Source organism: Mesorhizobium sp. EU05-FHT14A09, assembly GCF_058790995.1.
Genome location: NZ_JBYTDF010000003.1, coordinates 437,953 through 459,476 on the forward strand (window position 1 = coordinate 437,953; position 21,524 = coordinate 459,476).

Below are 21,524 nucleotides of genomic sequence, written 5' to 3' on the forward strand. Positions count from 1 at the left end.
TTTACTCTGCCATCGCGACCAGCGCGTCGCGATCGTAAGCGAGGCGAATGGGCGCGCCGACCGGAATGTCATCAGCGCCGAAGTCGTTGGTCTCGGTTACCGACAGCGGCTTTTCCAGACCAGGGATCTCGACGATGAGATGCGTGATCTCGCCGAAATAGTGGCGCTCGACCACGGTGCCGGACACTTCATGCTTGGCGGTTGCGCTGTCCCACAACACACGCAACCGCTCCGGCCGGATGCCGAGCGTGGCGCCGTTGCCGGTGAAAGCCTTCGGCTTTTCCGTGGTGATGCGGCCGAAGCCCAGAGTGTCGACGGTGATGGAAGAGCCATTCTCCTCGACGATCTCCGCCTTCACGAAATTCATGCCGCCAAGGAAGTCGGCGACCTGGCGGTTGACCGGCCGCTGATAGATTTCCTTCGGCGAAGCGATCTGGGCGATGCGGCCCCCGAACATCACGGCGATGCGATCAGACATGGCAAGCGCTTCATACTGGTCGTGGGTGACCAGGATGAAGGTGATGCCGACCGCCTGTTGCAGGCGGCGCAGCTCCACCTGCATCTGTTCGCGCAGTTTCTTGTCCAGCGCCGACAGCGGTTCGTCGAGCAGCAATACTTTCGGCCGCATCACCAATGCGCGCGCCAGCGCCACGCGTTGCCGCTGGCCACCGGAGAGTTCGTGCGCGCCGCGTTTGCCGAGCCCATTCAGCGAAACCATGGCGAGCACTTCGTCGACGCGCCGTTTCTCTTCAGTGGGATCGAGTTTCAGCCGCTTCAGCCCGTAGGCGACGTTCTGTTCGACATTGAGATGCGGAAAGATGGCGTAGCTCTGGAACACCATGTTGGTGGGACGTCGATTGGCCGGCACGCCGACCATTTCCTGTCCGTCGACGACGATGGTGCCGCTGGTCGGATTGTCGAAGCCGGCGATCATCCTGAGCAGCGTGGTCTTGCCGCAGCCGGAGGGACCAAGCAAGGAAAAGAACTCGCCCTCGCGAATGGTGAGGCTGCAGTCGTCCAGCGCCTTGAAGGCACCGTAGCTGCGGGTGACGCTCCTGATCACGATCATCGGCCGCTCTGTGGGGTTGCGGTCGGGCATTGGCCGGTCAGGCATGCTGAAGTCCCTCGGATTGGGTGCGCCGCGCGGCACGCCGGCGCAGGATTTCGGCAATCGACAGAAGCACGAAGGAGCCGATGAGCAGCAGCGTTCCAAGCGCCAGCACGCCCGGCAGTTTGGCGGCGAAACGCAACTGACCCCAGATGTAGATCGGCAGCGTTGCATCGGTTCCAGTGAGGAAAAATGCGATGATGAAATCGTCGAGCGAGATGGTGAAGGACACCAGCAGGCTGGAAATGATGGCAGGCATGACCATCGGCAAAGTTACGCGCCGGAATGTACCGAAGGCGCTCTCGCCGAGGTCGGCCGAGGCTTCTTCCAGGCTGCGGTCGAACCCTTCGAAGCCTGAGGTCAGCACTGACATCGAATAGGGAATGCAGATCAGGACGTGGCCGAGAACGACGGTGAAAAGCGAGAGGCTCAGGCCCAGCTGCAGCATCACCAGCAGCATGGAGATGGCGACGATGACTTCCGGCAGCACCAGCGGCGCCATGATCAGGCCGTGTATCGGCCGCCGGCCGGGGAAGCGGTAGCGCGTGATGGCGCGGGCGGCAAGAATGCCGAAAGTGGTGGCGAGCACGGCGGCAGAGACGCCGACGATCAGGCTGTTCCAGGCCGCATCGATGAGCGCCGGCGTTTTTGGCAGGTCGCGGTACCATTGCAGCGTGGTGCCGGCGAGCGGGAATTTCGGCGAGGCCGAAGTGTTGATCGAGAAGATCGGCAGGAACACCACGGGCAGATAGAGGAAGCCGATATAGAGAAAGGCATAGGCGGTGAGCCAGGAAGTGCCGGTGGGCAGGAAGCGCCTGAAACCCGTCATCGCGCCAGCCTCGCGGCGGTGCGGATGAGGAAGACGGCGGCGCCAGCCATCAGGCTGACCACGACCATGGTCGTGACGGAGAGCGCTGCGCCCAGCGGCCAGTTTGCCGCCTTGCCGAACTGCGCCTGGATGGCATTGGCGATCATGACGCCATCCTTGCCGCCGACCAGCTTCGGGGTGACATAGTCGCCGACCGTCGGGATCATCACGATGAGCAGTGCCGAGATGATGCCGGGTGCCGACAGCGGCAGCGTGACGCGCAGGAAGGAACGCAAGGGGCCGTCGCCGAGATCCTTGGCTGCCTCGATCAGCGTGCGATCGACCTTCTCCAGCGATACAAAGATGGGCAGGATGGCGAAGGCCGCCCATGCATGGGTGAGCGTGATGATGACGGCGCTGGTGTTGTAGAGCAGGGCGGTCGAAGGCTCGCTGATCAGGCCGAGCCCCATCAGGCCGGAATTGAGCACGCCGTTGTAGCCAAGAATGACTTTCCACGACATCACGCGCAGCAGATAGCTGGTCCAGAAGGGGATGGTGATGAGGAAGAGCCACAGTCCCTTGTGACGGCCGCCGTGAAAGGAAATGAAATAGGCGATCGGGTAGGCCAGCACCACCGTGAGCAGTGACACGAGAAGCGACACGAACAGCGAGCGCCACAGCAGGTCGAGATAGATCGGCTCGGTCAGCGCGGTGCGGTAGTTCTGCAGTGTGAAGGTGTGGTCGATGGTGAGGTAATTCTGCGTCCAGAACGAATGGGCAAACACCACCAGGATCGGCAGCAGAAGCAGGATGAGGGCGTAAAGGAGGGTCGGGCTGATCAGGGCTAGGCCCTGAAAAGATTCGGACTGCAGAAAGGATGGCCTTCGCCTGATGCCGTCCGCGGCCAGCGGCGGCGACCCTTCCGCGGCTGCCGTCATTGCAACACTCCGGGCAGCGCTCGGGCTGTGTGAATGGTTGCAGGCCTGGATTGTCCCGCCATGCTGCCTCCCTGCCGGGCGTTCCCGCATTTTCTTGTCGAGATCCAGCCGCCCTGTGCTTGTGCACCGTCGGCGACTGTCCTCTTGCCGGCTTCCATCATCATGCGCATCCGGCGGTTGAAATCAAGCAGTATTTCTGCGATGTTGATTGAACGGCCATTCAAAATATGTGTTGGAAACCCACGTTATGCAAAGGTTTGAGTGGCACATCGAAACGGAACAGGCACGAGGCTGTGATGGCGGCGATGCGAGAGACGATAAGCAGCAAGCCGGGTGCGGAGATGCCGGACGACGCCGTCGAGTTGGCTCGGCGTCATCTCGTGCAGCCTTGGCCGGTGGCGGGCAACGTCGGTGCCGAGGCGCGGGCGCTGATCGGTGACGGCGACGGCATCTACATCACGGACAGCGACGGCAAGCGACTGATCGACGGTCCGGCCGGCATGTGGTGCACCAATGTCGGCCATCGCCGCGAGGAGCTGGCGCGCGTGATGTATGAGCAGGCGATGCAGCTCTCCTACAACACGCCCTGGTACACGATGAATGCGCCTTCGGCGGAGCTGGCGCGGCGCATCGCGGCGGCGGCGCCCGGCGACCTCAGCCATGTGTTCTTCACCACCGGGGGGTCGTCCGCGGTGGAGACGGCACTGCGTTTCATGCAGTTCTACAACAATGTGCGCGGTAGGCCGGATAAGAAGCTGATCCTGTCGCGCGGCGGAGCGTATCACGGCTCAACCTATCTGGCGGCATCTCTCAACGGCCGCCCGCGCGACCGCGACTGGATGGACGGCGCCGACGAGTTGGTGATCAAGCTGTCCTCGCCCGATCCGTTCCGCCGGCCGGCGGAAATGAATGTTGGCGATTTTGCCGATCGGCTGGTCGACGAGTTCCGCGACCGGGTGGCAACGATCGGCGCCGACAGGATCGGCGCCTTTGTCGGCGAACCCGTGCAGGCCTCCGGCGGTGTCATCGTGCCGCCGGATGGCTATCTGAGACGTATTCGTGAAATCTGCCGCGAGAACGATATCCTGTACGTCTCCGACGAGGTGGTGACGGCCTTCGGCCGGCTCGGCCATGTCTTCGCATCCGGCGATGTGTTCGGGCTTGACCCCGACATGATCACCTTCGCCAAGGGTGTCACTTCCGGCTACTTCCCGCTGGGCGGCGTCATCATGTCGGGACGGCTGCTGGAGGAACTGCGCCGCTCCAACCATCCGGATGCGATGTTCGCGCATGGGCTGACCTATACCAGCCATCCGGTCGGTTGCGCGCTGGCGTTGAAGAACCTCGACATCTTGGAAAACGAGGTGCTGGCGCACGCGCGCGCCATTGCCCCTTATTTCCAGGCGCAGTTGAGGACGCTCGAGGATCTGCCGTTGGTCGGGGAGGTGCGCGGTCTGGGGCTGATGGCCTGCGTGGACTGCGTGGCGGATCGTGAAAGCAGGAATCCGCTGCAATTGGACAAGGCGGTCGGGGCACGCATCGATGCGCATTGCCATGAGCTCGGGCTGCTGGTGCGGCCGCTGATCAATATGTGCGTGATGTCGCCACCGCTGATCATCACGCGCGAGCAGATCGACACGATAGTGGCTATCCTGCGGGAAGGCATTTCCCGGACGATGGAGGATCTGCGCCGCGAAAGGCTGTGGCAGGGCTGACGTTGGAGCGTCGCTACGCACTTTTGCCGGGATTGCTTTAGGCCGCCGGCTCGTCGACGCTGGCCGTCTTGCTCTGCCAGAGCAAGATCAGGCCGGCGAAGACGATGAGGGCCGCACCGCCGATCGTAGCCGGGCCCGGGACCTCATTGAAGGCGAGGTAGCCGATGACGGCGGCGCCCACGAGCTCGAGATAGACCAGTGGTGCCAGCACAGACGTCTCGGCGAGCCGGAAGGCGAGGATCAGCATGAAGTGGCCGATCAGCGAGAAGATGCCGAGCCCGGCGAAGAAGATGAGGTCGCTGGGAGCTGGCGTCGACCATGTGAACAGTGCCTGTGGCAGCAGGATCAGCGCACCGAAGGCGCACTGGAAAGCGAGCGTCTTCAGCGGGTCGCTTTCCACTGCGGCCTTGCGGGTGACGATCATGTAAAACGCGAAACAGAGGCCGGAGGCCAGCGCCAGCAGGATGCCCGGGTCGATCGCACTGCCCGGCTGCAGGATCACCATGGCGCCGGCGAAACCGAGCACCAGGCTGATGCCCTTCACCGGTGTCATGCGCTCCTTGAGAATGAGCACCGACAGCACCATGCCGATGATGGGGGCGATGAAGTAAGCGCTGATGGCCGTGGCCAGCGGGATGAACGTGATGGCGACGAAGTAGAGCGACATCGCCGTTACCAGCAGAATGGTGCGCAGCATGTGCGCGCCAATGCGCTCCGAGGGAAACACCTGCCGGCCATGGCGGGCGAAGGCGTAAGGCAGCACGATGATCGTCGCCACCGCATAACGGGCCCAGCCGATGAAGAGTGGCGAATAGTCAGCACTCAGATATTTCGCCAACCCGTCGACGATCTGTATCGCAAAGGCCACCGCAGCCATCAGCAAGATGCCTCGGGTCTGCGGGGATAGGCCGGGGGATGCGCTCATGCGCGGCTTCTAGCGCGAAGCCTCATGGCGTTACAGTTCAAGACATTGATCCAGAGAGGCTGAATTCACTCCCTTCCTCAGCGTGAGCGAAGAAGGGAGTGGTGGTGTCGTCTCGGCCGATGGTCCTACCAGCGTGCCTGGCCGAGCAGTTTCTCACCGAGCGGGGTCAGGTTTGCGGTCTTGGCGTTATGCTTTTCCCAATCGCGCGGGTCGCCCGGGAATGCGTCACGCTGTGGGTGGTCGAGTTCGCGCCACAGGCGGATGCGTTCCTGGCGTTCCGCCTCATTGTCCCATTCCGCCGGATGCATGGAGATGTATTGCGCCATGCGCACGCGGTTGTCGGAATGGTTGGGGCGCACGCCGTGGGCTAGCAGCGAGTTGAAGATCATCAGGTCGCCGGCTTCCATCTCGATGTTGACGGCCGACTGGCCCGTCATGTCGGGATGCATCGGGTCGCGGTCCGCAGGTTGGGTCTTCTCCCAGGCCTCGAAGTCGGAGAACAGCTTCGGCACGCATTGGAAGCCGCCGACATTGCCGTCCTGCTTCTGCAGGCTGAGTACGCCCTGCACGCCGATCGGCAGTGGACGGATCGAGGTATCCACATCCCAGTGGATGAAGCCGTTGGGATTGCCCTTGACCTTCTTCGGCGGATTCAGGTTGGCGCGGTCGATCGTCACCCAAAGATCCTCGCGGTCCCAGATATCGACAAAGGCGTCGTAGATGCGCCGCTCCATGCGATTGTCCCAGAGGTACTGGTGATTGTAGATCTCCAGCATGCCGGTGTTGTTGAGCTCCTTCATCTTGTGCTCGCGCCGTTGTGGCGCGTACCAGGTGGAAGGATCGGTCGGGTCCTTCTCGTCGAAGCGCCACAACAGATCCACCAGCCTTTTGACGTTCTCTGCCGGCACGGCCTGACGCACGATGACGTAGCCATTGGTGATCCAGTGTTGCCAATCGTCTTCCGACAGCACGCGCAGCGGCAATGTCTTGTCGATGTCCTTCAACTGGGTCGCCATCGTCGTGGTCGGGTGGTGATCCTTTACGGCTGCTGCTTGCATGGCGGTCTCTCTCCCTGGCTGGCCCCCAATGACGAGGCATAGGCAGAAGAATAGGGTCGCCAGCGAGACAGTGTTGTCCTGCACCGGCAAATTCCGATACTATTCTGGCGTCTTGAAGTATGGTGACGCTGCATGAGGCCTTATCTTGAACGCGTGCCGGCAAGCCCTGATGCCTCCTGGAGCATGCTGAACCGGCGGCTCGACGACGGCATCCCGTTCCAGTGGCATCACCACCCGGAACTCGAGCTGACCTTGACGCTGAATTCGCGCGGACACCGCTTCATCGGCGATCATGTCGGTGCCTTCGACGGCATCGATCTGGTCCTGGTCGGTTCGAACTTGCCGCACACATGGTCGTCTTCCGAAAAACTCGATCCGGCCTTGCCGCATATCGCATTGGTGGTGTGGTTCCGGCAGGAATGGATCGAAGCGCTCGCCAATGCCTCGATAGAACTTGGCGCCGTCGCGGCTCTCGTCGCCAAGGCCGGCACCGGGCTGCGCTTTTCGACGGCGTCGGCGATCGCGCTTGCCGACGACTTCAAGCAGTTGTTCGATCTGCCTGCGCCGGAGCGGCTGCTTGCCATGCTGGCCATTCTCAGCAAGCTGACGGAGGATGACCAGACAGAGCCGCTTTCCAGTGAAGCTCTGGTGCCGATGGAACGGGACGCAGGCGGAGAACGCATCGACCGGGTGCTGACCCACATCCATCAATTCTATGCGCGGGAGATCCGGCTGGAGGAACTCGCCGGCATCGCCGCGCTCAGCGTTTCGGGAACGCATAGGCTGTTTCGCCGCCACATGCGCGCGACGATTTCGGACTACATCATTCGCCTGCGCATCGGCGATGCCTGTGCTCGGCTGTCGGGGACCAGCCAGCCGATCCAGCACATTGCGAGCGCCGTCGGTTACGGCTCGCTCGCGAACTTCAACCGGCATTTCCGTCGCCTGCGCGGCATGTCGCCACGCGACTACCGCGCGCGCTTCAGGCTGTGCGGGTAGAGCTGTCACACAACTTCATCACCGCTTACCGGTCGGAGGCGGCCAGGTCCGTCACACCCGGCTGAGCAGTGCGGCGTTGAGCGCTTCCATGTCCTTTTCGGCCGGCTGGGCTTCCAGCGACAAAACCGGCAGCCGCTGGCGCAGATGGTCGTGATGCGTGCGCACGCCATATTCGAGATCGGACAGATAAAAACCGGCGAAGGCTTCCGACAGCATCGACTCGTTCGACCAGACCGAAAGCTGCACGTCCTCGGCCATGGTGTCGCGATCGATGCGGAAGGCAAGGTAGCGCGCTGCGGCCTGCTCGCGGCTTTCGTCGGCGTAGCGGTAGATGGCGCCCCGCAGCAGCGTCTCGCCTGTCGACAGTGGGAACTCCTGGTAGAACTGCACCGATTCCGGCGTCACCGAGATCACCGAATTGGGAAACAGGCTGTAGTAGATCCAGGCCTTCTTCTGTGCGTCGGGCAGGTGCTGCGGTTCCGGAGCGATGCGCACGTAGTTCTTCACGCTCCAGCGCCGGCCGGCATGCGGATTGTAGGTGGCGAAGGAGCGCGACAGGCCGTTGACGAAGGGTTCGTCGTAATAGGTCGAGCCATAGAGGTCCTGCAGCGCCGGATGCGCCATGGCGACGTGGTAGCCTTCATTGTCGACGTCGCGTACCGACTTCCAGTTGACCGGGCTTTTCTGGGTCCAGATGCCCCAGGATGGCACCATCTCGGCAGCGCGATACGGCGCAAACTCGGCCTCGATCGGCTTCAACAATTCGGCCACCGTCGGCTGGGGGGCGCCGTCGCGGAAGCGGATGAAGACGAAGCCCATCCAGATTTCCAGGTCGAGCGGCTTCAGGCCGAATTCGGTCTTGTCCAGTTCGGGGAACGAGCGGGGGCGTGCGGCGCCGCGCAGCGTGCCGTCGAGATTGTACACCCAACCGTGGAAGGGGCAGACCAATGCGTTGGCGCAATGCCCCTGGTTGTCAGCCACCACCCGGCTGCCGCGATGCCGGCACAGATTGTGGAAGCCCCGCACAACGCCGTCCTTGCCGCGCACGATCAGGGCGCGTTCACCGACCACATCCATGGTCAGATAGTCGCCGGGATTGGGTACGTCGGAGACATGGCCGGCGATCTGCCAGTGGGTTCGGAACAGGTGCTCCTTCTCCAGTTCCAGCAGCGCGTCGGAGTGGTAGGCCCAACCCGGCAAGCCGCTGCGGTCCCAATCATTGGGGATCGCCACATCGCGAAAATGTGGGTTCATCACAAGTGCTTTCTTATTGAATGTCCATTCAATAAGAGCATATTTATCATTGAAATGCAATGGTTTGTGAATTTTGATTGTTCGCAGATGCGAAGACGCGGCAGCGGTTGGACGGGAATTTTCCCGTCTTTCCCGCTACTTAATCGCTGTCCAGCGCAGGCTGTCCTGGGTGCGAAAACGGGACGGAGGTCAGGCCGCTTTCAGGGCGGCGTTCACCACTTCCCGCCTGCCAAAAAGCACAAATAGACATGTTCCCGAGGGGCCTTTGCGGTCCCCGGGACGCCTTCCTCAAGCGGCACTGATGGCGTTGGTTCTATCCTGCCTTGGCAGGCGCTTTAGGCTTCGCGGCTTTCTTGGCGGTTGGTTTCGCCTCGGCGGTCTTTGCTGCGGGTTTTGCAGCCTTGGCGGGCGCTTTCGTCACAGCAGCGACAGCCTTTGCGGAGGCTGCTGCCTTGGCGGGCGCTTTTGCTGGTTTCACCGCAGCCTTGGGCTTGGCCACCTTTTCGGGAGCCGCGACCTTGGCGGATTTCGTGCTGGCAGCACGTGCGGGCTTTCCGCCTTTGCTTTCCTCGGACTCGATCTCGCCGGCGGCCTGATGCCAATGGCGCTCATGTGCGCCATGGGGCCGACCTTCGCGCTCCCAGATCTCGTGGGCGCGCTGACGGATGCGTTCTTGCCTGTCGTCTGCCATGGACATCTCTCCTGATGTTCGACGCATACCCGCGCGACGCAGCGAACCATGCGCAGCCGCAGGTTGAACGTCTGCATATTTCCGCAAGGCGGAGGCGGTGGCAAGTGCTTGAGATCGACGGCATTTCCCGGGGCGGCAATGCAAGGCAGCTTCGCCGCCTGTCCGAGATGCATCGGCAGCCATGACAACCCCGGCCGAAGCCGGGGGTTGTCCAGCCGAGACTAGCTGTTTTTCCTGGTGATCAGCGTCAAGGTGCCGTCCTGGCCCATGCTGGTAGCGACAACCTGCGCCGATGTCGAACCCTTGGCCTTGAGGGCGGCCTTGGCTTCTGGAACGGCGTCGATGTTGCTGCGCAGCTGCTTGAGGCTGTCGTCTGTGCCTTGCGCAACCACCTGCTCGACCTCTTTCTGCGTTGCCTGGGGCAATTCGCTGACGTCGACCACATTGATGCGCTGGATCTTTGGAGCTTCGCTTGGCGCCGCCGCCGGCGGATTGGCCGGTGTTGGTGGCGTTGCCGACGATTGAGCATTCGCCGCTACGACGCCGATGAAAGAAATGCTTGCCACAAGCATCAGAGCCTTGTGCATGGGTTTCCCTTTCCGGTTGGCCCCCGCTGCCGACCAGCAGAATGCGACAATGAGTCCTGAAGCCGCCGCTCAGCGGGTCATTTCGTGACCAATTGGTGTCCTCAATAGGGTCACTCTCAAGAGTGGGACCGAATGACGAGGGAACATAAATAAAATTCGCGTGTTAACGAGCGCCGCGCCATCAAAAAGCGCCTGGGCCGTTTTACTTCGGTTTACCAATTGGGTTCACCAAACGGCAGGCGAAAGTCGCTAAACCTTACCCAGACAGGCTCACCCCCAGACGTTTCTTGATGACAGACACTGCTCGACAACAGACACAGACGGCAACGCCCAGCGTGGTGACGGCGACTATTGGCCAGAGCGGGGAAGGCGTCGGTGCGTTTTTCAGCGCACTGCGCTCACGTCTGAGGACGCGGGATCAAAGCCTCTATCCCAAGCTCTCGTTCAGCATCGGCCTGGCCATCCTGTGTGCGGCCGTGCTGGCGGCGATGATCTTGTCGCGCGCCTGGAACGATTTCGCCGAGGCGCGACAGAACCATTACGATATCCAATATTTCCGCCAGGTTCTCGATATTGCGAACGCCATCTCGGCGGAACGTGGCCCGGCCAATGATGTGATGTCAGGTGCCGGTGACGAGGCCTTGAAGCGGCTTGCCGATTTCCGCGCCCGCAGCGATGCTGCGTTGGCCGGCCTCGCGGCGGCGCCCGACGTCCCGATCCTGGTTCACGATCATCCCGTTCCGCCGGAACTGCTCGATGCTGTCACCGCAAGCCTTGCCGTGGCCAGGGCCAAGGTCGACCGGGCGGCAACCGTCCGGGGCGGGGAAGCCAGGCTCAAGGCGATGCAGGATGCCATCGAGGCGATGTTCGAGGTCTCCGACCAGTTTCGTGCGGTGACGGCATGGCGAGTGAACGAACTGATCGGCCACGACAGCGGCCTGTCTGAACCGGTGCTTATCGGCCAGATGCTGGCGGATTTGCGTGAGTATGGCGGCCGCATCGCCTCGGAAGTGATTGCGCCGATGGCGTCACGCCAACGCATTCCGCTTGAGAACATCATCGACGCGCGCCGGGATCAGGGCCGCATCTATCAGATCTGGCAGATGCTGCGCGGCCAGACCGTCCTCAATGCCATGCCGGAGCTCGCCAGGAACCAGGCTGCCATCGATACGCTGTTTTTCGGCACCGGCATGGATATGGTCGACGCCATCATCAAGCAAGGCAAGGATTCCAGCGACTATCCGATGACGGCTGTCCAGCTGACCCGATCCTTCGTGCCGACCATGAAGTCGGTGGAGGACTATCGCACGGCTTTCCTGGACAACACCGTATTGCGGGTCGCCTCGCAGCGCGATGCCGCCCTGCGGCTTCTGGTCATTGTTTCACTGGCTACGGCGATCGTGCTCGCCGTGCTGATCGGCGTGCTTCTGTCGGTGCGGCGGGATGTTTTCCGTCCACTGCTGCAGGCGCATGAAGAGGTGATCGGTCTGGCGGAGGATCGTCCGCTCGCAGCAAGGCGCGATGCCGGTGGTGCCGGTGAAATGACACGTCTTTTCGATGCAATCGACGTGCTGCAGGACCGTCTGCGCGAGCGTGCCTCGCTCACCAGCGAATTGCGGCAGCAGGCGGAAACCGATGGTTTGACCGGGGCATTGAACCGGCGCACGCTCGACTACATCGCTCAGAACGGCGGCGACGGCTCGCCGACAGACGATGCGCTTGCCCTGATCATGATCGACATAGATCATTTCAAGAGCATCAATGACAGCCATGGCCATCTCGCCGGCGACCGGGTGCTGATCGACACGGCCAGGCTGCTGAAACGCGAGGTGCCGATCGATTGTGTCGTGGCGCGTTTTGGCGGTGAAGAGTTCGCCTTGCTGCTGTCCCGTGCGGACCTTGCCCAGGCCGGCCGTCTTGCCGAGACAATCCGCGCAAAGCTGCAGAACCACCGTTTCGCGCTTTCCGATGGGCAGCAGATCGCCGTCACTGCCAGTTTCGGTGTCGCCTGCGGCCGGCGCGGGCCGCGCGACTGGCGTCACCTGGTCGAGCGCGCGGACAAGGCGCTCTACCGGGCGAAGTCGGATGGCCGCAATCGCGTGTCGATCGCGCCCACTGTGCTGAGCCGTCGATCCGGCAGCAAGGACAGCCAGCGCCTGCGGGCCTAGACTGGGTGCTGCAGTTTAGCGTCAACAATTCTAGTAAGGTTTCAAGTTCCACTGTCGAAACATAGAACTTCTTGTTCTAAAGCGTATTTATTCGAAGATTGGAATCATGAATCCTTACGTATCCATCCATTGGCTCGAGGTTGTCTTCCCGCTCTTAATGGCGATCGGTGCCATTATCGGGATATGGCGAAAGCGTCCTACGCCAGCAGATCGAATGTATATGTTTGGTTGGTTCATGCTCATGTTGGCGTTTGCAGGAGCCGTGGGCGCAAACCTTTTCTATCAGAACCTTCTGCACGCGCGGGCATGGCCGCCAGTACGTATCCATGATCAGGTAGCGGTGACGGAAAAGGGAGATGTTTTCGTCAAGATCAGGGATCCGATAATCGGTCGCGCAGATCGAGTTCAACTCTATGATTGCAATGGCCAATTCAAGGCCGCATTCCAACCTGACAACGCCGGCGGCATTTTCAAATTCGCAGTGAGTCTAGGTCAAGAGTTGAATATCTACAGTGTTCGAACCGATACGGTTGACACTTTTGCCTTGGATGGAACCTTCATTCGGAGACGGGATATCGACTACAGGGATATGCCTTTTGATTTTTTAAAATCGGGACCTTCCGTGAAAAAGGCAGGTTCGTGTGAATTTGGAATCGATCCGGCTTCATCCCGGTTCTATGTAAAAAACGGCGCCGGCATGGCGTCGCTCCAACCAGGCGATTGGATACTGGAGAGTGTCTTAAACTACTGGAATATTGGAGGTATCGCTGTCTTGGGTTTTAGTGTGATCCTGTTTTCCTTCTTTAGAAAGAGGTGCCTGAGACTTGAAGCCACTCGGTGATCTCGGGGCATAGGTCACCCAGAATGATTGCGCGATGACCCTTGACTGATGAAGCTGCCTTCTAGCTAGGCAGGCTTTCTCGACCGTTGGATGCAAGAAGGGGCAGTCGCATCCGCTTTTAGGATGTCGCGTGGCGGCGACTTGCCGCCCTGTTCTCCCACAGACCGGCCGCCAGCATGACGATGGTCGTGAGCCAGCCCATGGTCAGAAGATCGACGCCGAATGCGACCGGGAACAATGCGGCCAGTGCAACGATGGCGGCGATATGGGAAACCGGGACCGTGCCATATACGAGCTTCTTGTAGATGGCGCTGCCGGCCAGGTAGATCATCGGGCCCCCGCTCAAGATCAGGGCATAGGCTGTCTTCAGGCCATCATGCGGATGAGCAAGGACAAGGTCGTTGCCGACAGCCGTGGCGATGATCCCGCCGATCAGAACGGCATGGATGTAGTGGAAGTAGGCGCCGAGCCGGCCGGGATCTTTGGAATGGGTGATGGTTTCGGTGGCATCCTTGCTCGACGTGCCGAAATACAGCCACCACATCGCCAGCGTGCCGAGAAACGTGGCGAGCAGGGCCGACAGCACGGCGGGCTCCCACACCTCCGCGCGCCCCAGCGTCGCACCCGTCGCCAGCAGCGTTTCGCCAAGCGCCACGATGACGAACAGCTGACAACGTTCTGCCAGATGCCCGCCTTCGATCGTCCAGTCGCTCGTTCTCGAACGACCAAGCCCCGGCAGCGCGAAACCGAACATCGGCGACAGATATTCGCAGGCGATCGCGATGGTCCACAGAGCCGCGCGGGTCCAGTGTTCGGCGAGGGCGCCGGCGATCCAGAACACCGCCGCGATCAGAAGCCAGCCCAGCATGCGCCGGTAGTTGGCGGAAAGCGGGTGGTTCGCTCCGAGCTCCCAGGCGACGTAGGCCGTGCGACCGACCTGTATCGCGACATAGGCGAGCGCAAAGACCAACCCCCTGTCGCCAAAGGCTCCAGGGATGGCCGAGGCCATCACCAGCGCCGCAAGCATCACCCCAAACAGCGCCCCGCGAATGCGCGGAGTCTCGGGATCGAACCAGTTGGTGAACCAGCACGTGTACTGCCAGCCAAGCCAGACCGCGAACCAAAGGATCAGGGTCTCGACAACGCCGGTCGGTGTCAGGTTGGTCAACAGCTCATGGCTGAGCTGGGTGACGGCGAAGACATAGACCAGATCGAAGAACAGTTCCTCGAAGGTGACGCGGGCATGGTGGCCGTCACGGCGGCGCAGCAGCGGGTGATGGGCGGCAGGCAGGGTGCTGCTATCGGTCATCGAGCCAACCTCCAGATAGCAATGCCTGCGAGAATTGCCGGCACGGCAAAGACCACGAACAGGACCGGCAGTTCCTCACGGATGGAATAGCCGGCCTTTGCCACCCCAACCCACATATTGATCAGCGACATGGCCAGCCAGACCGGCAGGAAGGCCTTCGCGGCGATCGACAGGTCAGCGTCGCCAACGCTCCACAACTTGCCGAACAGCAGAAACAAGCAGAGCAGCACGATCCCGCCGCCGACAACCATAATAAGATGCAACGTCAGATCCTCTTGGTCGAGACCAGGTTTTGGTATCGTGGAGCAGGCGCCTCAGCCTTGAAGACAGCTTTTCCCCGAAAATCCGCTCGAAGCGGTTGGGCGTCAATCCAGTCCGATCGGATGTCATGGCTCAGTCGCTGGTGATCCGCATGTCGCGGATCTTTCCGTCCGCGATGGTAAAGACAAAAAGGCTGTCGCCGCTATAGGCCTTGCTTGTCCAACCTGCAGCGACGCTGACCGAACCATCGGCCTGCTGGACATTCTTGAACGTCAGCGTGCCTTTGGCGCCGATGAATTCCCGGTCGCTCCAGGCGCGGATGGCCTGCTGGCCGACAAAGCGACGACCCCAATCGTCAACGACACCATCGGGTGTGAAGAAGGACAGGAACAGCTCTGTCTCTCCGTCATTCACCGCCTTGACCAGGGCATCGATGGGGGCAGGGAGCACGGATGTGGCCATTGCCTGGACCTCCTCTTTGTTTGATTGCCGTTGCACGGGCAGGAAATGGCTGGCGGCCGGTGCCAAGACGCCTTCGGGGACCGGATGGTGAGAGGCCGCAAATGCAGCCAGTACCAATGCGATATGCATTTGCCGTCTCCCGAATTGGCCCGTCCCGACGCTGCAGGATGTGTAGGCCGGCCCCACGGCGCTACCACTATTTGGTGGTATAGCCGCCATTGACCAGGATGGTCTGGCCGGTCATCCACCAGCCCTCCGAGACCAGCATGCGGATCCATGGCACGATGTCCTGGATGTCGGTGAGGCCGGTCTTGGAGAAGTTAGACAGCGCCGCTGCCGTCTTGTGATAGGCGACCGCATCCGCACCTTCGGCCGGATAGAAGAAGGGTGTGTCCATCGGGCCCGGTCCGATCGCGGTCACCGAAATGCCGCGCTCGCCGAACTCCTTGGAAGCCGCGCGCGTGAAATGTTCCACCGGCGCCTTGGTGCCGGCATAGCTGGAATAGAAAGGCGTGAAGGCGCCGAGCAGCGAGGTCACCAGCGTGCAGATCTTGCCGTTGTCGTTGACCGTCCCGCCTGCCTCCTTGAGGAAGAAGAAGGCGGTCTTGGCATTCACCGCGCTCATCTCGTCATATTCGGCTTCCGAAATCTCGGCCATTGGCTTCTTCAGCACCTTGCCGACGGTGTTGATGGCGATATCGGGCCTGCCGACCGCCGCAACCGTATCGGCAAACAGCTTCTCAACGGCGCCTGCCGTGGTGAGGTCCGCCTGGAAGGCCACTGCCTTGGCACCTGCCGCCTTCACCGCGGCAACCGTGGCGTCGGCGTCGGCCTTGGTGGCCGCGCTGTTGTAGTGGATCGCGACGGCCCTGGCGCCATGCGCGGCAAGATCGCGCGCGATCAACCCACCCAAATTCTTCGCGCCGCCGGCGATGAGAACGGTTTTGCCGTTGATGCTGTGATCGGTCATGCGGTGGCCTCCTTGCCTCTGCGGCCGCTGTTCGCAGCCGGTTCCATGGCGAGAAGATATCGTCTAGGATTTTCCGATAAAGGTGATGAAACTGACATCATCTGTCAGAAACTCATACCAATGGCGGAGCGATCGGTGGATCGAATAGATCTGTTTCGTGTCTTCACACGTGTCGTTGAATGCTCCAGCTTCACGCGCGCGGCAGCAACACTGGGTGTACCGCGTTCGTCTGTCTCAGCCGCCATTCTCGAACTCGAAGGCCGTCTCGGCGCGCGTTTGCTTCACCGTACAACGCGGCAGGTCTCGCCCACGCAGGATGGTGCTGCCTTCTACACACGCTGCCTGCAACTGATTGCCGATGTCGAGGAAGCCGAGGGGGTGTTCAGGCACTCCGCGTCAAAACCATCGGGCAGGCTCAAGGTCGATGTACCGGGGCGGATCGGGCGGCTTATCATTGCGCCTGCCTTGCCCGAGTTCCTGGAAAGATACCCCCAGATAGATATCGACCTCGGTGTCACCGATCGTGCCGTCAATCTGATCGAGGACAGCGTCGATTGCGTGCTGCGGGTCGGTCCGCTCGCGGATTCGGGGCTCATTGCCCGCTCCATCGGCCAATTGCCGTTGATCAATGTTGCCAGTCCCGCCTATCTCGAACGTCATGGCGTGCCAGCTAGTCCCGACGATCTCAAGGATCATCTGGCGGTCAACTACACGTCTCCTTCAACCGGGCGCACCGAAGAATGGGAATGGCTGGAAAAAGGCGTCTTGCGGTCTTTGCCGATGTCCGGCCGTGTGACTGCCAACAGCGCGGAGGCCTATATCGCCTGCTGCGTCGCTGGCCTGGGATTGATCCAGATTCCTGCCTATGACGTCCGTTCTCATCTTGACGCCGGCGATCTCGTGGAGGTCTTGCAGGATTTCCCGGCCGAGCCGATGGCCATGACGATCCTGTATCCAACCCGACAGCATCTCTCCCATCGTCTTCATGTCTTTGCCGACTGGCTGGAAGAGCTGTTGCGGGATGTCGTGAGGTAGACGATCTCTCGGTGGAGATCATCTTGAATCGGCTAATTGTCGGGTCGCAGGCAAAAGTCGGCTCGCGGCGTTGCGGCCGTTCGCACATAACCGCGAGTTGGCCGAAGCGGGGCTGGGTTTCCCGAGACCCGGTCCTCGGTGATGTTGCGCATGCTGCGTCGCCAGAACGGTTTCAACCCAGAAAAAGTCTCGAGCAGTGAATGCCGGTTCAAGCATATTACTCGAGAGCCTTCATATCAACTATATGATAAATATACATTATTTTCTGCGCACGGTGCTGTCGCGTAACCTCGCGGCAACCATCAAGCAGTCGTCTGTCTGTCAAACAGCATCCCTATAAGCGCGGTCATCAAAGACCAATGGTGGTCCCCGAGGGAAATTGGAATGACGTATATTAGCCGACGTAATTTTCTGTGGACGGGAGCTGCGACGACAGCAGCCTTCGCACTTGCCGCACCATTCGTATCGCGCACCGGCTTTGCCGCGGGTTCCTCGGGCACGCTGAACATCTTTGCATGGGCTGGCTATATTTCAGACGACATGCTCGCTGCCTTCGAAAAGGCGACCGGTATCAAGCCGGTCTACACGCCTTACGGCACAAACGACGAGCTTCTCAATCAGATGCGCGCCAGCAATGGCAAGGGATATGACGTGATCTGGCCCGGCGTCGATCGTGTTCCCAATTATGTCGAACTCGGTCTCGTCCAGCCGATCGATGAGAGCAAGGTATTGTGGGACCGCGCGCTCGTGAGTGCGGTCAAGGGTTCGGAAACGCTTGGCGCGGTGGTCAAGGGCAAGCGCTACCAGGTTCCGACAGACTGGGGCACGGAAGCGATCACTTTCGACAAGAAAACCTCGCCGCTGGAATACGGCACGGCCTCTTACGGTGACATCTGGAAACCCGAAATGGCTGGCAAAGCCACGGTCCGTGGCCATTCGGGTCTCGTCGGCTTGGGCCTGTGGATGGAGTCACAAGGCAAGCTGCCGAAACCGATGCGCGACAGCTTCAAGGATGAGGCCACCATGCGCGCCAACTATGATGCCATCATGGTGGAAGCCATCGCTCGCAAGGGCAATATCGCGCAGTTCTGGTCGAACGAGAATGAAGCCCAGGGTGCGTTTCGCGCCAATGGCGTAACGATCGGCCAGACCTGGGATTCCTCGGCCGCAGGCCTTTCCAAGGAAGGTCTGCCGGTCGGTTTCGTCGCGCCTAAGGAAGGCGCGCTCACATGGATGGAGGGCGTTTCCATTCCTGTCGGCGCCGCCAATGTCGAACAGGCCTACACCTTCCTGAACTGGATCCTGACGCCGGAAGCCGGCGCTCTCTATGCCAACCACACCTCGATCAACACGACCGCGGTCGGCGCCGAAAAGTTTCTTTCGGAAGCCTCGCGGGCGTTCTTCAAGGCTGCCTATCCAGGCGACGCGCTTGAGAAATTGTGGTGGTGGCCGGTGCAGGACAATTGGTTCGTCGCGCTGCGCAACGAATACCAGGACAAGTTCCTGTCGGCCTGATCAGTCCTTTCTCATCAATCAGCGGCGGGGCGACGACTCCGCCGTTGCGTTTTAAGGATCACGCAATCATGTCCCGCTCGGTCGAATTGATCGACGTTGAAATGGCCTTCGGTGTCACCCGCACGGTCAAAAATCTTTCCATGTTTGTCGAGAGCGGCGAGTTCTTCTCCATTCTCGGCCCGTCGGGCTGCGGCAAGACGACGATCCTGCGCTTGATTGCCGGCTTCATGCAGCCGACGGCGGGGCGCATCCTGATCGGTGGCCGCGACATGGATGGGATCGGCGCCAACCAGCGGCCGACGGCCATGATTTTCCAGTCACTTGCCCTGTTTCCGCTGATGCCGGTGTGGAAGAACATCGCCTTCGGACTGGAGGTTCGTGGCATGCCCAGGGGACAGCGGCGCCGGCGTGCCGAAGAACTGCTCGAGCTGATCGCCCTCCCGGGCTATGCCGACCGCATGGTGCATGAGCTTTCGGGCGGACAGAGACAACGCGTCGCGATTGCACGGGCGCTGGCCGTAGAGCCGCAGGTCCTGCTGCTCGACGAACCGCTTTCGGCGCTCGACCTGAAATTACGCCAGCACATGCGCTCGGAATTGCGCGCGCTGCAGAAGCGCACCGGCGTAACCTTCATCTACATCACCCATGACCAGTCGGAAGCGCTCGCAATGTCGGACCGTATCGCGGTCATGAGCGATGGCGTCCTGCAGCAGGTTGCGGAACCGCGCGAACTTTATGCCAATCCGCGCACGCCGTTCGTTGCCAAATTCGTCGGCGAAGCCAATGAATTCTCCGGCACGGTCGGGCGCATTGCCGATGGATTGGCGATCGTCGAGACCGAACATGGCCTCTTTCTGGGGCGCAACAGCTCAGGGCTGAAGGCTGGTGATGCCGCGCTGGTCTATGTCCGGCCCGAGGCAATATCGCTTGGTATGGAAGCCAGCGACAACCATCTCGACGCGCTCGCCGAGCAACTGGAGTTCGAGGGGGCGACGGCCATGCTGCATGCCCGGACCGATGGCGGCAAGCGGGTCGTCGCGGCTCTGCCGCACCACCGCCTTTCAGAGATGCCGGCGGCCGGAGCGCGGGTCCGGCTCGCTTTCGGGGCCTCGCAGGCGCTGGTGCTCGCCCATGCGTGACCTTTTCCAGCGTTTCGGCCCAGGTCTTGGCAGCCTCATCGTGCTCAGCGTTGCCGTCTGGCTGCTGGGCATGGTGCTGGCACCCAACCTGATGATGCTCGACTTCTCGCTTCGCCCGAACCTGACACCGGCGCAGATCGGCGGTCCGGACGATCACTATACACTGGTGAATTTCAGTGCGCTGTTTGCCGATCCCGTGCACCGGGCCATCTTCTTCAAGACGATCTGGGCGAGTGGGCTGGTCATGCTGACGACGCTTGTCGTCACCTATCCCATGGCGTTCTGGCTCGCCAAGATCGCGACGAAGCGTTCCGTCGCCTGGGTGACCGTGGTGCTGATTGTTCCGTTCTGGATCAACGAAGTGCTGCGGGTGCTTGCCTGGTATATACTGCTTGCCTTCAACGGGCCGCTCAATGCCGTGCTCGTCGGGCTCGGTGTTCTCGATCAGCCGGTGCGCTGGTTCGGAGATACGGGCGTGCTGGCAGGCATGGTCTATGCCTACATTCTGTTCATGCTGTTTCCTGTCTACAATTCCATTTCGACACTGGATTCGGCGCAAATCGAAGCGGCGCGCAATCTTGGCGCCTCGACGATCCAGATCCATCGTCGCATCGTCGTTCCCCACGCCAAGGCCGGCATCGCGACCGGCTGCGTCTTCACCTTCATGCTGGCGTCGGGCAGCTATGTGGCTCCGGCGCTGCTTGGCGCTCCGGGAAGCCGCTGGTTCACCGAGATCATCTACAACTGGTTTTTCGAGGGCGGGAACTGGAACCGCGGTGCGGCCTACGCGCTTGTGTTGCTTGCCTTGTGCATGGCGGTCGTGATGGCCGCGCTGCGGTTGTTCAAGGTCAATCTCGCGGATGTAGCGAAATGACGGTCGCGCTCGAAAGCCGCACAGCGAAGCCGCGCAACAATTCATGGTTTCCGAAGGCGCTGGCCGCACTGCCGCGCATCGTCTTTGCCATCTACATGGCGCTTTTCTTCCTCTATCTGTTCCTGCCGCTGGCGGTGATGGGTATCGCCACGTTCAACGCGAGCAAATTTCCGACGGTCACTCCCTGGCTCGGCCTGACGTTCGACTGGTTTGCTGTCCTGTGGGCAGATCAGGCCATGTGGAAAGCACTTCGCCTGTCGCTTTTCATTGGCGTCGGCGTCATCGCGATATCGCTACCGATTGGGACGGCTGCTGCGCTGCTCCTCAACAGTCTTCAGCACTCGTCGCGCAACTTTCTCTACGCGCTCATGGTTTCGCCGCTGCTGACGCCGGGCGTGGCAATCGGCATCGCGACGCTTGTGCTGTGGCGACAGGCCGGCGTCGGCGGCGGCACGCTGCTGATCATCCTTGCTCAGGCGAGCTTCATCACGGCCTATGTCATGCTGATGGTGCTGGCCCGGCTGCAGATATTCGACAGGACCCTGGAGGAAGCTGCGATCGACCTTGGCGCTTCGCGCTTCATGGTGTTTCGCCGCATCCTGCTCCCCTACCTCAAACCGTCGCTTCTTGCTGCGACGTTCATTGCTTTCCTGCAATCCTTCGAGAACTACAACACCACCCTGTTCGTCCGCGGCACGGAAACTCCGTTGACCGTCTATATCGCGACGAAGGTCCGCACCGGTTTGACGCCGGCCGTCAACGCGCTTGGGCTTGTTCTCATCGCCCTTACGGTTGTCGCCGCGATTGCCCTCGAACTGAGCCGTCGTTCGTCAACACGGCGCCAGGAGACTTGAAACCACCCTGGAA

General features: G+C 61.2%; 21 protein-coding genes. 9 read left to right on the forward strand and 12 right to left on the reverse strand.

The window, feature by feature from the left end; all coding sequences use genetic code 11:
• Position 1 precedes the first annotated feature (1 nt).
• The 3 genes from AC3WTO_RS13715 to AC3WTO_RS13725 are packed head-to-tail and all read right to left on the reverse strand — an operon-like array spanning position 2 to position 2,854.
• On the reverse strand, positions 2-1,069 hold the full coding sequence (locus AC3WTO_RS13715; protein WP_492461544.1) for an ABC transporter ATP-binding protein: 1,068 nt from the start codon (positions 1,067-1,069) through the stop codon (positions 2-4).
• 37 nt (positions 1,070-1,106) lie between these two features.
• A complete protein-coding gene (locus tag AC3WTO_RS13720) occupies positions 1,107-1,937 on the reverse strand; it encodes an ABC transporter permease (RefSeq protein WP_492461274.1) in 831 nt (276 codons plus the stop codon).
• Positions 1,934-2,854, reverse strand: coding sequence for an ABC transporter permease (locus tag AC3WTO_RS13725; protein ID WP_492461275.1), 921 nt, complete (start codon positions 2,852-2,854; stop codon positions 1,934-1,936). The genes AC3WTO_RS13720 and AC3WTO_RS13725 overlap by 4 nt, the downstream gene beginning before the upstream one ends.
• Before the next feature lie 296 nt (positions 2,855-3,150).
• On the opposite strand from AC3WTO_RS13725, the gene AC3WTO_RS13730 reads away from it, so the two are divergent.
• The gene (locus AC3WTO_RS13730; protein WP_492461276.1) at positions 3,151-4,569 is read left to right on the forward strand and encodes an aminotransferase; all 1,419 of its coding nucleotides are present in this window, start codon (positions 3,151-3,153) and stop codon (positions 4,567-4,569) included.
• A gap of 37 nt (positions 4,570-4,606) precedes the next feature.
• On the opposite strand, the gene AC3WTO_RS13735 is transcribed toward AC3WTO_RS13730, so the two are convergent.
• Positions 4,607-5,494 carry a DMT family transporter gene (locus tag AC3WTO_RS13735; protein ID WP_492461277.1) on the reverse strand — a complete coding sequence of 296 codons (888 nt, stop codon included), beginning with the start codon at positions 5,492-5,494 and terminating at the stop codon, positions 4,607-4,609.
• A 125-nt stretch (positions 5,495-5,619) separates the two neighbouring features.
• Positions 5,620-6,552 carry a phytanoyl-CoA dioxygenase family protein gene (locus AC3WTO_RS13740; RefSeq protein ID WP_492461278.1) on the reverse strand — a complete coding sequence of 311 codons (933 nt, stop codon included), beginning with the start codon at positions 6,550-6,552 and terminating at the stop codon, positions 5,620-5,622.
• A 132-nt stretch (positions 6,553-6,684) separates the two neighbouring features.
• Here AC3WTO_RS13740 and AC3WTO_RS13745 point away from each other — a divergent pair, with 132 nt between their 5' ends.
• Complete coding sequence (locus AC3WTO_RS13745; protein ID WP_492461279.1) at positions 6,685-7,551, forward strand: helix-turn-helix domain-containing protein; 867 nt, start codon at positions 6,685-6,687, stop codon at positions 7,549-7,551.
• Between the two features lie 51 nt (positions 7,552-7,602).
• Here the strand turns inward: AC3WTO_RS13745 and AC3WTO_RS13750 are convergent, their stop codons facing one another.
• The 3 genes from AC3WTO_RS13750 to AC3WTO_RS13760 form a co-directional block, all read right to left on the reverse strand.
• Positions 7,603-8,805, reverse strand: coding sequence for an aromatic ring-hydroxylating oxygenase subunit alpha (locus AC3WTO_RS13750; RefSeq protein ID WP_492461280.1), 1,203 nt, complete (start codon positions 8,803-8,805; stop codon positions 7,603-7,605).
• Positions 8,806-9,118: 313 nt separating this feature from the next.
• Positions 9,119-9,496 (reverse strand): DUF2934 domain-containing protein, encoded by a 378-nt coding sequence (locus AC3WTO_RS13755; RefSeq protein WP_492461281.1) that lies wholly within the window; start codon positions 9,494-9,496, stop codon positions 9,119-9,121.
• Positions 9,497-9,717: 221 nt separating this feature from the next.
• Positions 9,718-10,083 carry a hypothetical protein gene (locus AC3WTO_RS13760; RefSeq protein WP_492461282.1) on the reverse strand — a complete coding sequence of 122 codons (366 nt, stop codon included), beginning with the start codon at positions 10,081-10,083 and terminating at the stop codon, positions 9,718-9,720.
• Between the two features lie 290 nt (positions 10,084-10,373).
• Between AC3WTO_RS13760 and AC3WTO_RS13765 the strand changes: the two genes are divergently transcribed.
• Together AC3WTO_RS13765 and AC3WTO_RS13770 are read left to right on the forward strand one after the other, a co-directional pair.
• Positions 10,374-12,251, forward strand: coding sequence for a GGDEF domain-containing protein (locus AC3WTO_RS13765; protein ID WP_492461283.1), 1,878 nt, complete (start codon positions 10,374-10,376; stop codon positions 12,249-12,251).
• A gap of 106 nt (positions 12,252-12,357) precedes the next feature.
• A complete protein-coding gene (locus tag AC3WTO_RS13770; protein ID WP_492461284.1) occupies positions 12,358-13,092 on the forward strand; it encodes a hypothetical protein in 735 nt (244 codons plus the stop codon).
• 118 nt (positions 13,093-13,210) lie between these two features.
• On the opposite strand, the gene AC3WTO_RS13775 is transcribed toward AC3WTO_RS13770, so the two are convergent.
• The 4 genes from AC3WTO_RS13775 to AC3WTO_RS13790 form a co-directional block, all read right to left on the reverse strand.
• Positions 13,211-14,401 carry a low temperature requirement protein A gene (locus AC3WTO_RS13775; RefSeq protein WP_492461285.1) on the reverse strand — a complete coding sequence of 397 codons (1,191 nt, stop codon included), beginning with the start codon at positions 14,399-14,401 and terminating at the stop codon, positions 13,211-13,213.
• Positions 14,398-14,652, reverse strand: a complete 255-nt coding sequence (locus AC3WTO_RS13780; protein ID WP_492461286.1) for a hypothetical protein — start codon at positions 14,650-14,652, stop codon at positions 14,398-14,400. Before AC3WTO_RS13780 ends, AC3WTO_RS13775 begins: the two co-directional genes overlap by 4 nt.
• Positions 14,653-14,794: 142 nt before the next feature.
• On the reverse strand, positions 14,795-15,124 hold the full coding sequence (locus AC3WTO_RS13785; protein ID WP_492461287.1) for a nuclear transport factor 2 family protein: 330 nt from the start codon (positions 15,122-15,124) through the stop codon (positions 14,795-14,797).
• A gap of 196 nt (positions 15,125-15,320) precedes the next feature.
• Positions 15,321-16,094, reverse strand: coding sequence for an SDR family oxidoreductase (locus AC3WTO_RS13790; protein WP_492461288.1), 774 nt, complete (start codon positions 16,092-16,094; stop codon positions 15,321-15,323).
• Between the two features lie 135 nt (positions 16,095-16,229).
• Here AC3WTO_RS13790 and AC3WTO_RS13795 point away from each other — a divergent pair, with 135 nt between their 5' ends.
• From AC3WTO_RS13795 to AC3WTO_RS13815, 5 genes are all read left to right on the forward strand, one after another.
• Positions 16,230-17,129, forward strand: a complete 900-nt coding sequence (locus AC3WTO_RS13795) for a LysR family transcriptional regulator (RefSeq protein WP_492461545.1) — start codon at positions 16,230-16,232, stop codon at positions 17,127-17,129.
• A gap of 384 nt (positions 17,130-17,513) precedes the next feature.
• Positions 17,514-18,644, forward strand: coding sequence for an extracellular solute-binding protein (locus tag AC3WTO_RS13800; RefSeq protein WP_492461289.1), 1,131 nt, complete (start codon positions 17,514-17,516; stop codon positions 18,642-18,644).
• Between the two features lie 68 nt (positions 18,645-18,712).
• Positions 18,713-19,783 (forward strand): ABC transporter ATP-binding protein, encoded by a 1,071-nt coding sequence (locus AC3WTO_RS13805; RefSeq protein WP_492461290.1) that lies wholly within the window; start codon positions 18,713-18,715, stop codon positions 19,781-19,783.
• Entirely contained in the window at positions 19,776-20,657 is an 882-nt protein-coding gene (locus AC3WTO_RS13810; RefSeq protein WP_492461291.1) for an ABC transporter permease, read from the forward strand. The genes AC3WTO_RS13805 and AC3WTO_RS13810 overlap by 8 nt, the downstream gene beginning before the upstream one ends.
• Positions 20,654-21,511 (forward strand): ABC transporter permease, encoded by an 858-nt coding sequence (locus tag AC3WTO_RS13815; protein ID WP_492461292.1) that lies wholly within the window; start codon positions 20,654-20,656, stop codon positions 21,509-21,511. The genes AC3WTO_RS13810 and AC3WTO_RS13815 overlap by 4 nt, the downstream gene beginning before the upstream one ends.
• Positions 21,512-21,524: the final 13 nt, after the last annotated feature.

Excerpts from the sequence above, each read along its gene's own strand:
- AC3WTO_RS13715 (WP_492461544.1), bottom strand. The coding sequence starts at position 1,069 with ATGATCGTGATCAGGAGCGTCACCCGCAGCTACGGTGCCTTCAAGGCG.
- AC3WTO_RS13720 (WP_492461274.1), bottom strand. The coding sequence starts at position 1,937 with ATGACGGGTTTCAGGCGCTTCCTGCCCACCGGCACTTCCTGGCTCACC.
- AC3WTO_RS13725 (WP_492461275.1), bottom strand. The coding sequence starts at position 2,854 with ATGACGGCAGCCGCGGAAGGGTCGCCGCCGCTGGCCGCGGACGGCATC.
- AC3WTO_RS13730 (WP_492461276.1), top strand. The coding sequence starts at position 3,151 with ATGGCGGCGATGCGAGAGACGATAAGCAGCAAGCCGGGTGCGGAGATG.
- AC3WTO_RS13735 (WP_492461277.1), bottom strand. The coding sequence starts at position 5,494 with ATGAGCGCATCCCCCGGCCTATCCCCGCAGACCCGAGGCATCTTGCTG.
- AC3WTO_RS13740 (WP_492461278.1), bottom strand. The coding sequence starts at position 6,552 with ATGCAAGCAGCAGCCGTAAAGGATCACCACCCGACCACGACGATGGCG.
- AC3WTO_RS13745 (WP_492461279.1), top strand. The coding sequence starts at position 6,685 with ATGAGGCCTTATCTTGAACGCGTGCCGGCAAGCCCTGATGCCTCCTGG.
- AC3WTO_RS13750 (WP_492461280.1), bottom strand. The coding sequence starts at position 8,805 with ATGAACCCACATTTTCGCGATGTGGCGATCCCCAATGATTGGGACCGC.
- AC3WTO_RS13755 (WP_492461281.1), bottom strand. The coding sequence starts at position 9,496 with ATGGCAGACGACAGGCAAGAACGCATCCGTCAGCGCGCCCACGAGATC.
- AC3WTO_RS13760 (WP_492461282.1), bottom strand. The coding sequence starts at position 10,083 with ATGCACAAGGCTCTGATGCTTGTGGCAAGCATTTCTTTCATCGGCGTC.
- AC3WTO_RS13765 (WP_492461283.1), top strand. The coding sequence starts at position 10,374 with ATGACAGACACTGCTCGACAACAGACACAGACGGCAACGCCCAGCGTG.
- AC3WTO_RS13770 (WP_492461284.1), top strand. The coding sequence starts at position 12,358 with ATGAATCCTTACGTATCCATCCATTGGCTCGAGGTTGTCTTCCCGCTC.
- AC3WTO_RS13775 (WP_492461285.1), bottom strand. The coding sequence starts at position 14,401 with ATGACCGATAGCAGCACCCTGCCTGCCGCCCATCACCCGCTGCTGCGC.
- AC3WTO_RS13780 (WP_492461286.1), bottom strand. The coding sequence starts at position 14,652 with ATGGTTGTCGGCGGCGGGATCGTGCTGCTCTGCTTGTTTCTGCTGTTC.
- AC3WTO_RS13785 (WP_492461287.1), bottom strand. The coding sequence starts at position 15,124 with ATGGCCACATCCGTGCTCCCTGCCCCCATCGATGCCCTGGTCAAGGCG.
- AC3WTO_RS13790 (WP_492461288.1), bottom strand. The coding sequence starts at position 16,094 with ATGACCGATCACAGCATCAACGGCAAAACCGTTCTCATCGCCGGCGGC.
- AC3WTO_RS13800 (WP_492461289.1), top strand. The coding sequence starts at position 17,514 with ATGACGTATATTAGCCGACGTAATTTTCTGTGGACGGGAGCTGCGACG.
- AC3WTO_RS13805 (WP_492461290.1), top strand. The coding sequence starts at position 18,713 with ATGTCCCGCTCGGTCGAATTGATCGACGTTGAAATGGCCTTCGGTGTC.
- AC3WTO_RS13810 (WP_492461291.1), top strand. The coding sequence starts at position 19,776 with ATGCGTGACCTTTTCCAGCGTTTCGGCCCAGGTCTTGGCAGCCTCATC.
- AC3WTO_RS13815 (WP_492461292.1), top strand. The coding sequence starts at position 20,654 with ATGACGGTCGCGCTCGAAAGCCGCACAGCGAAGCCGCGCAACAATTCA.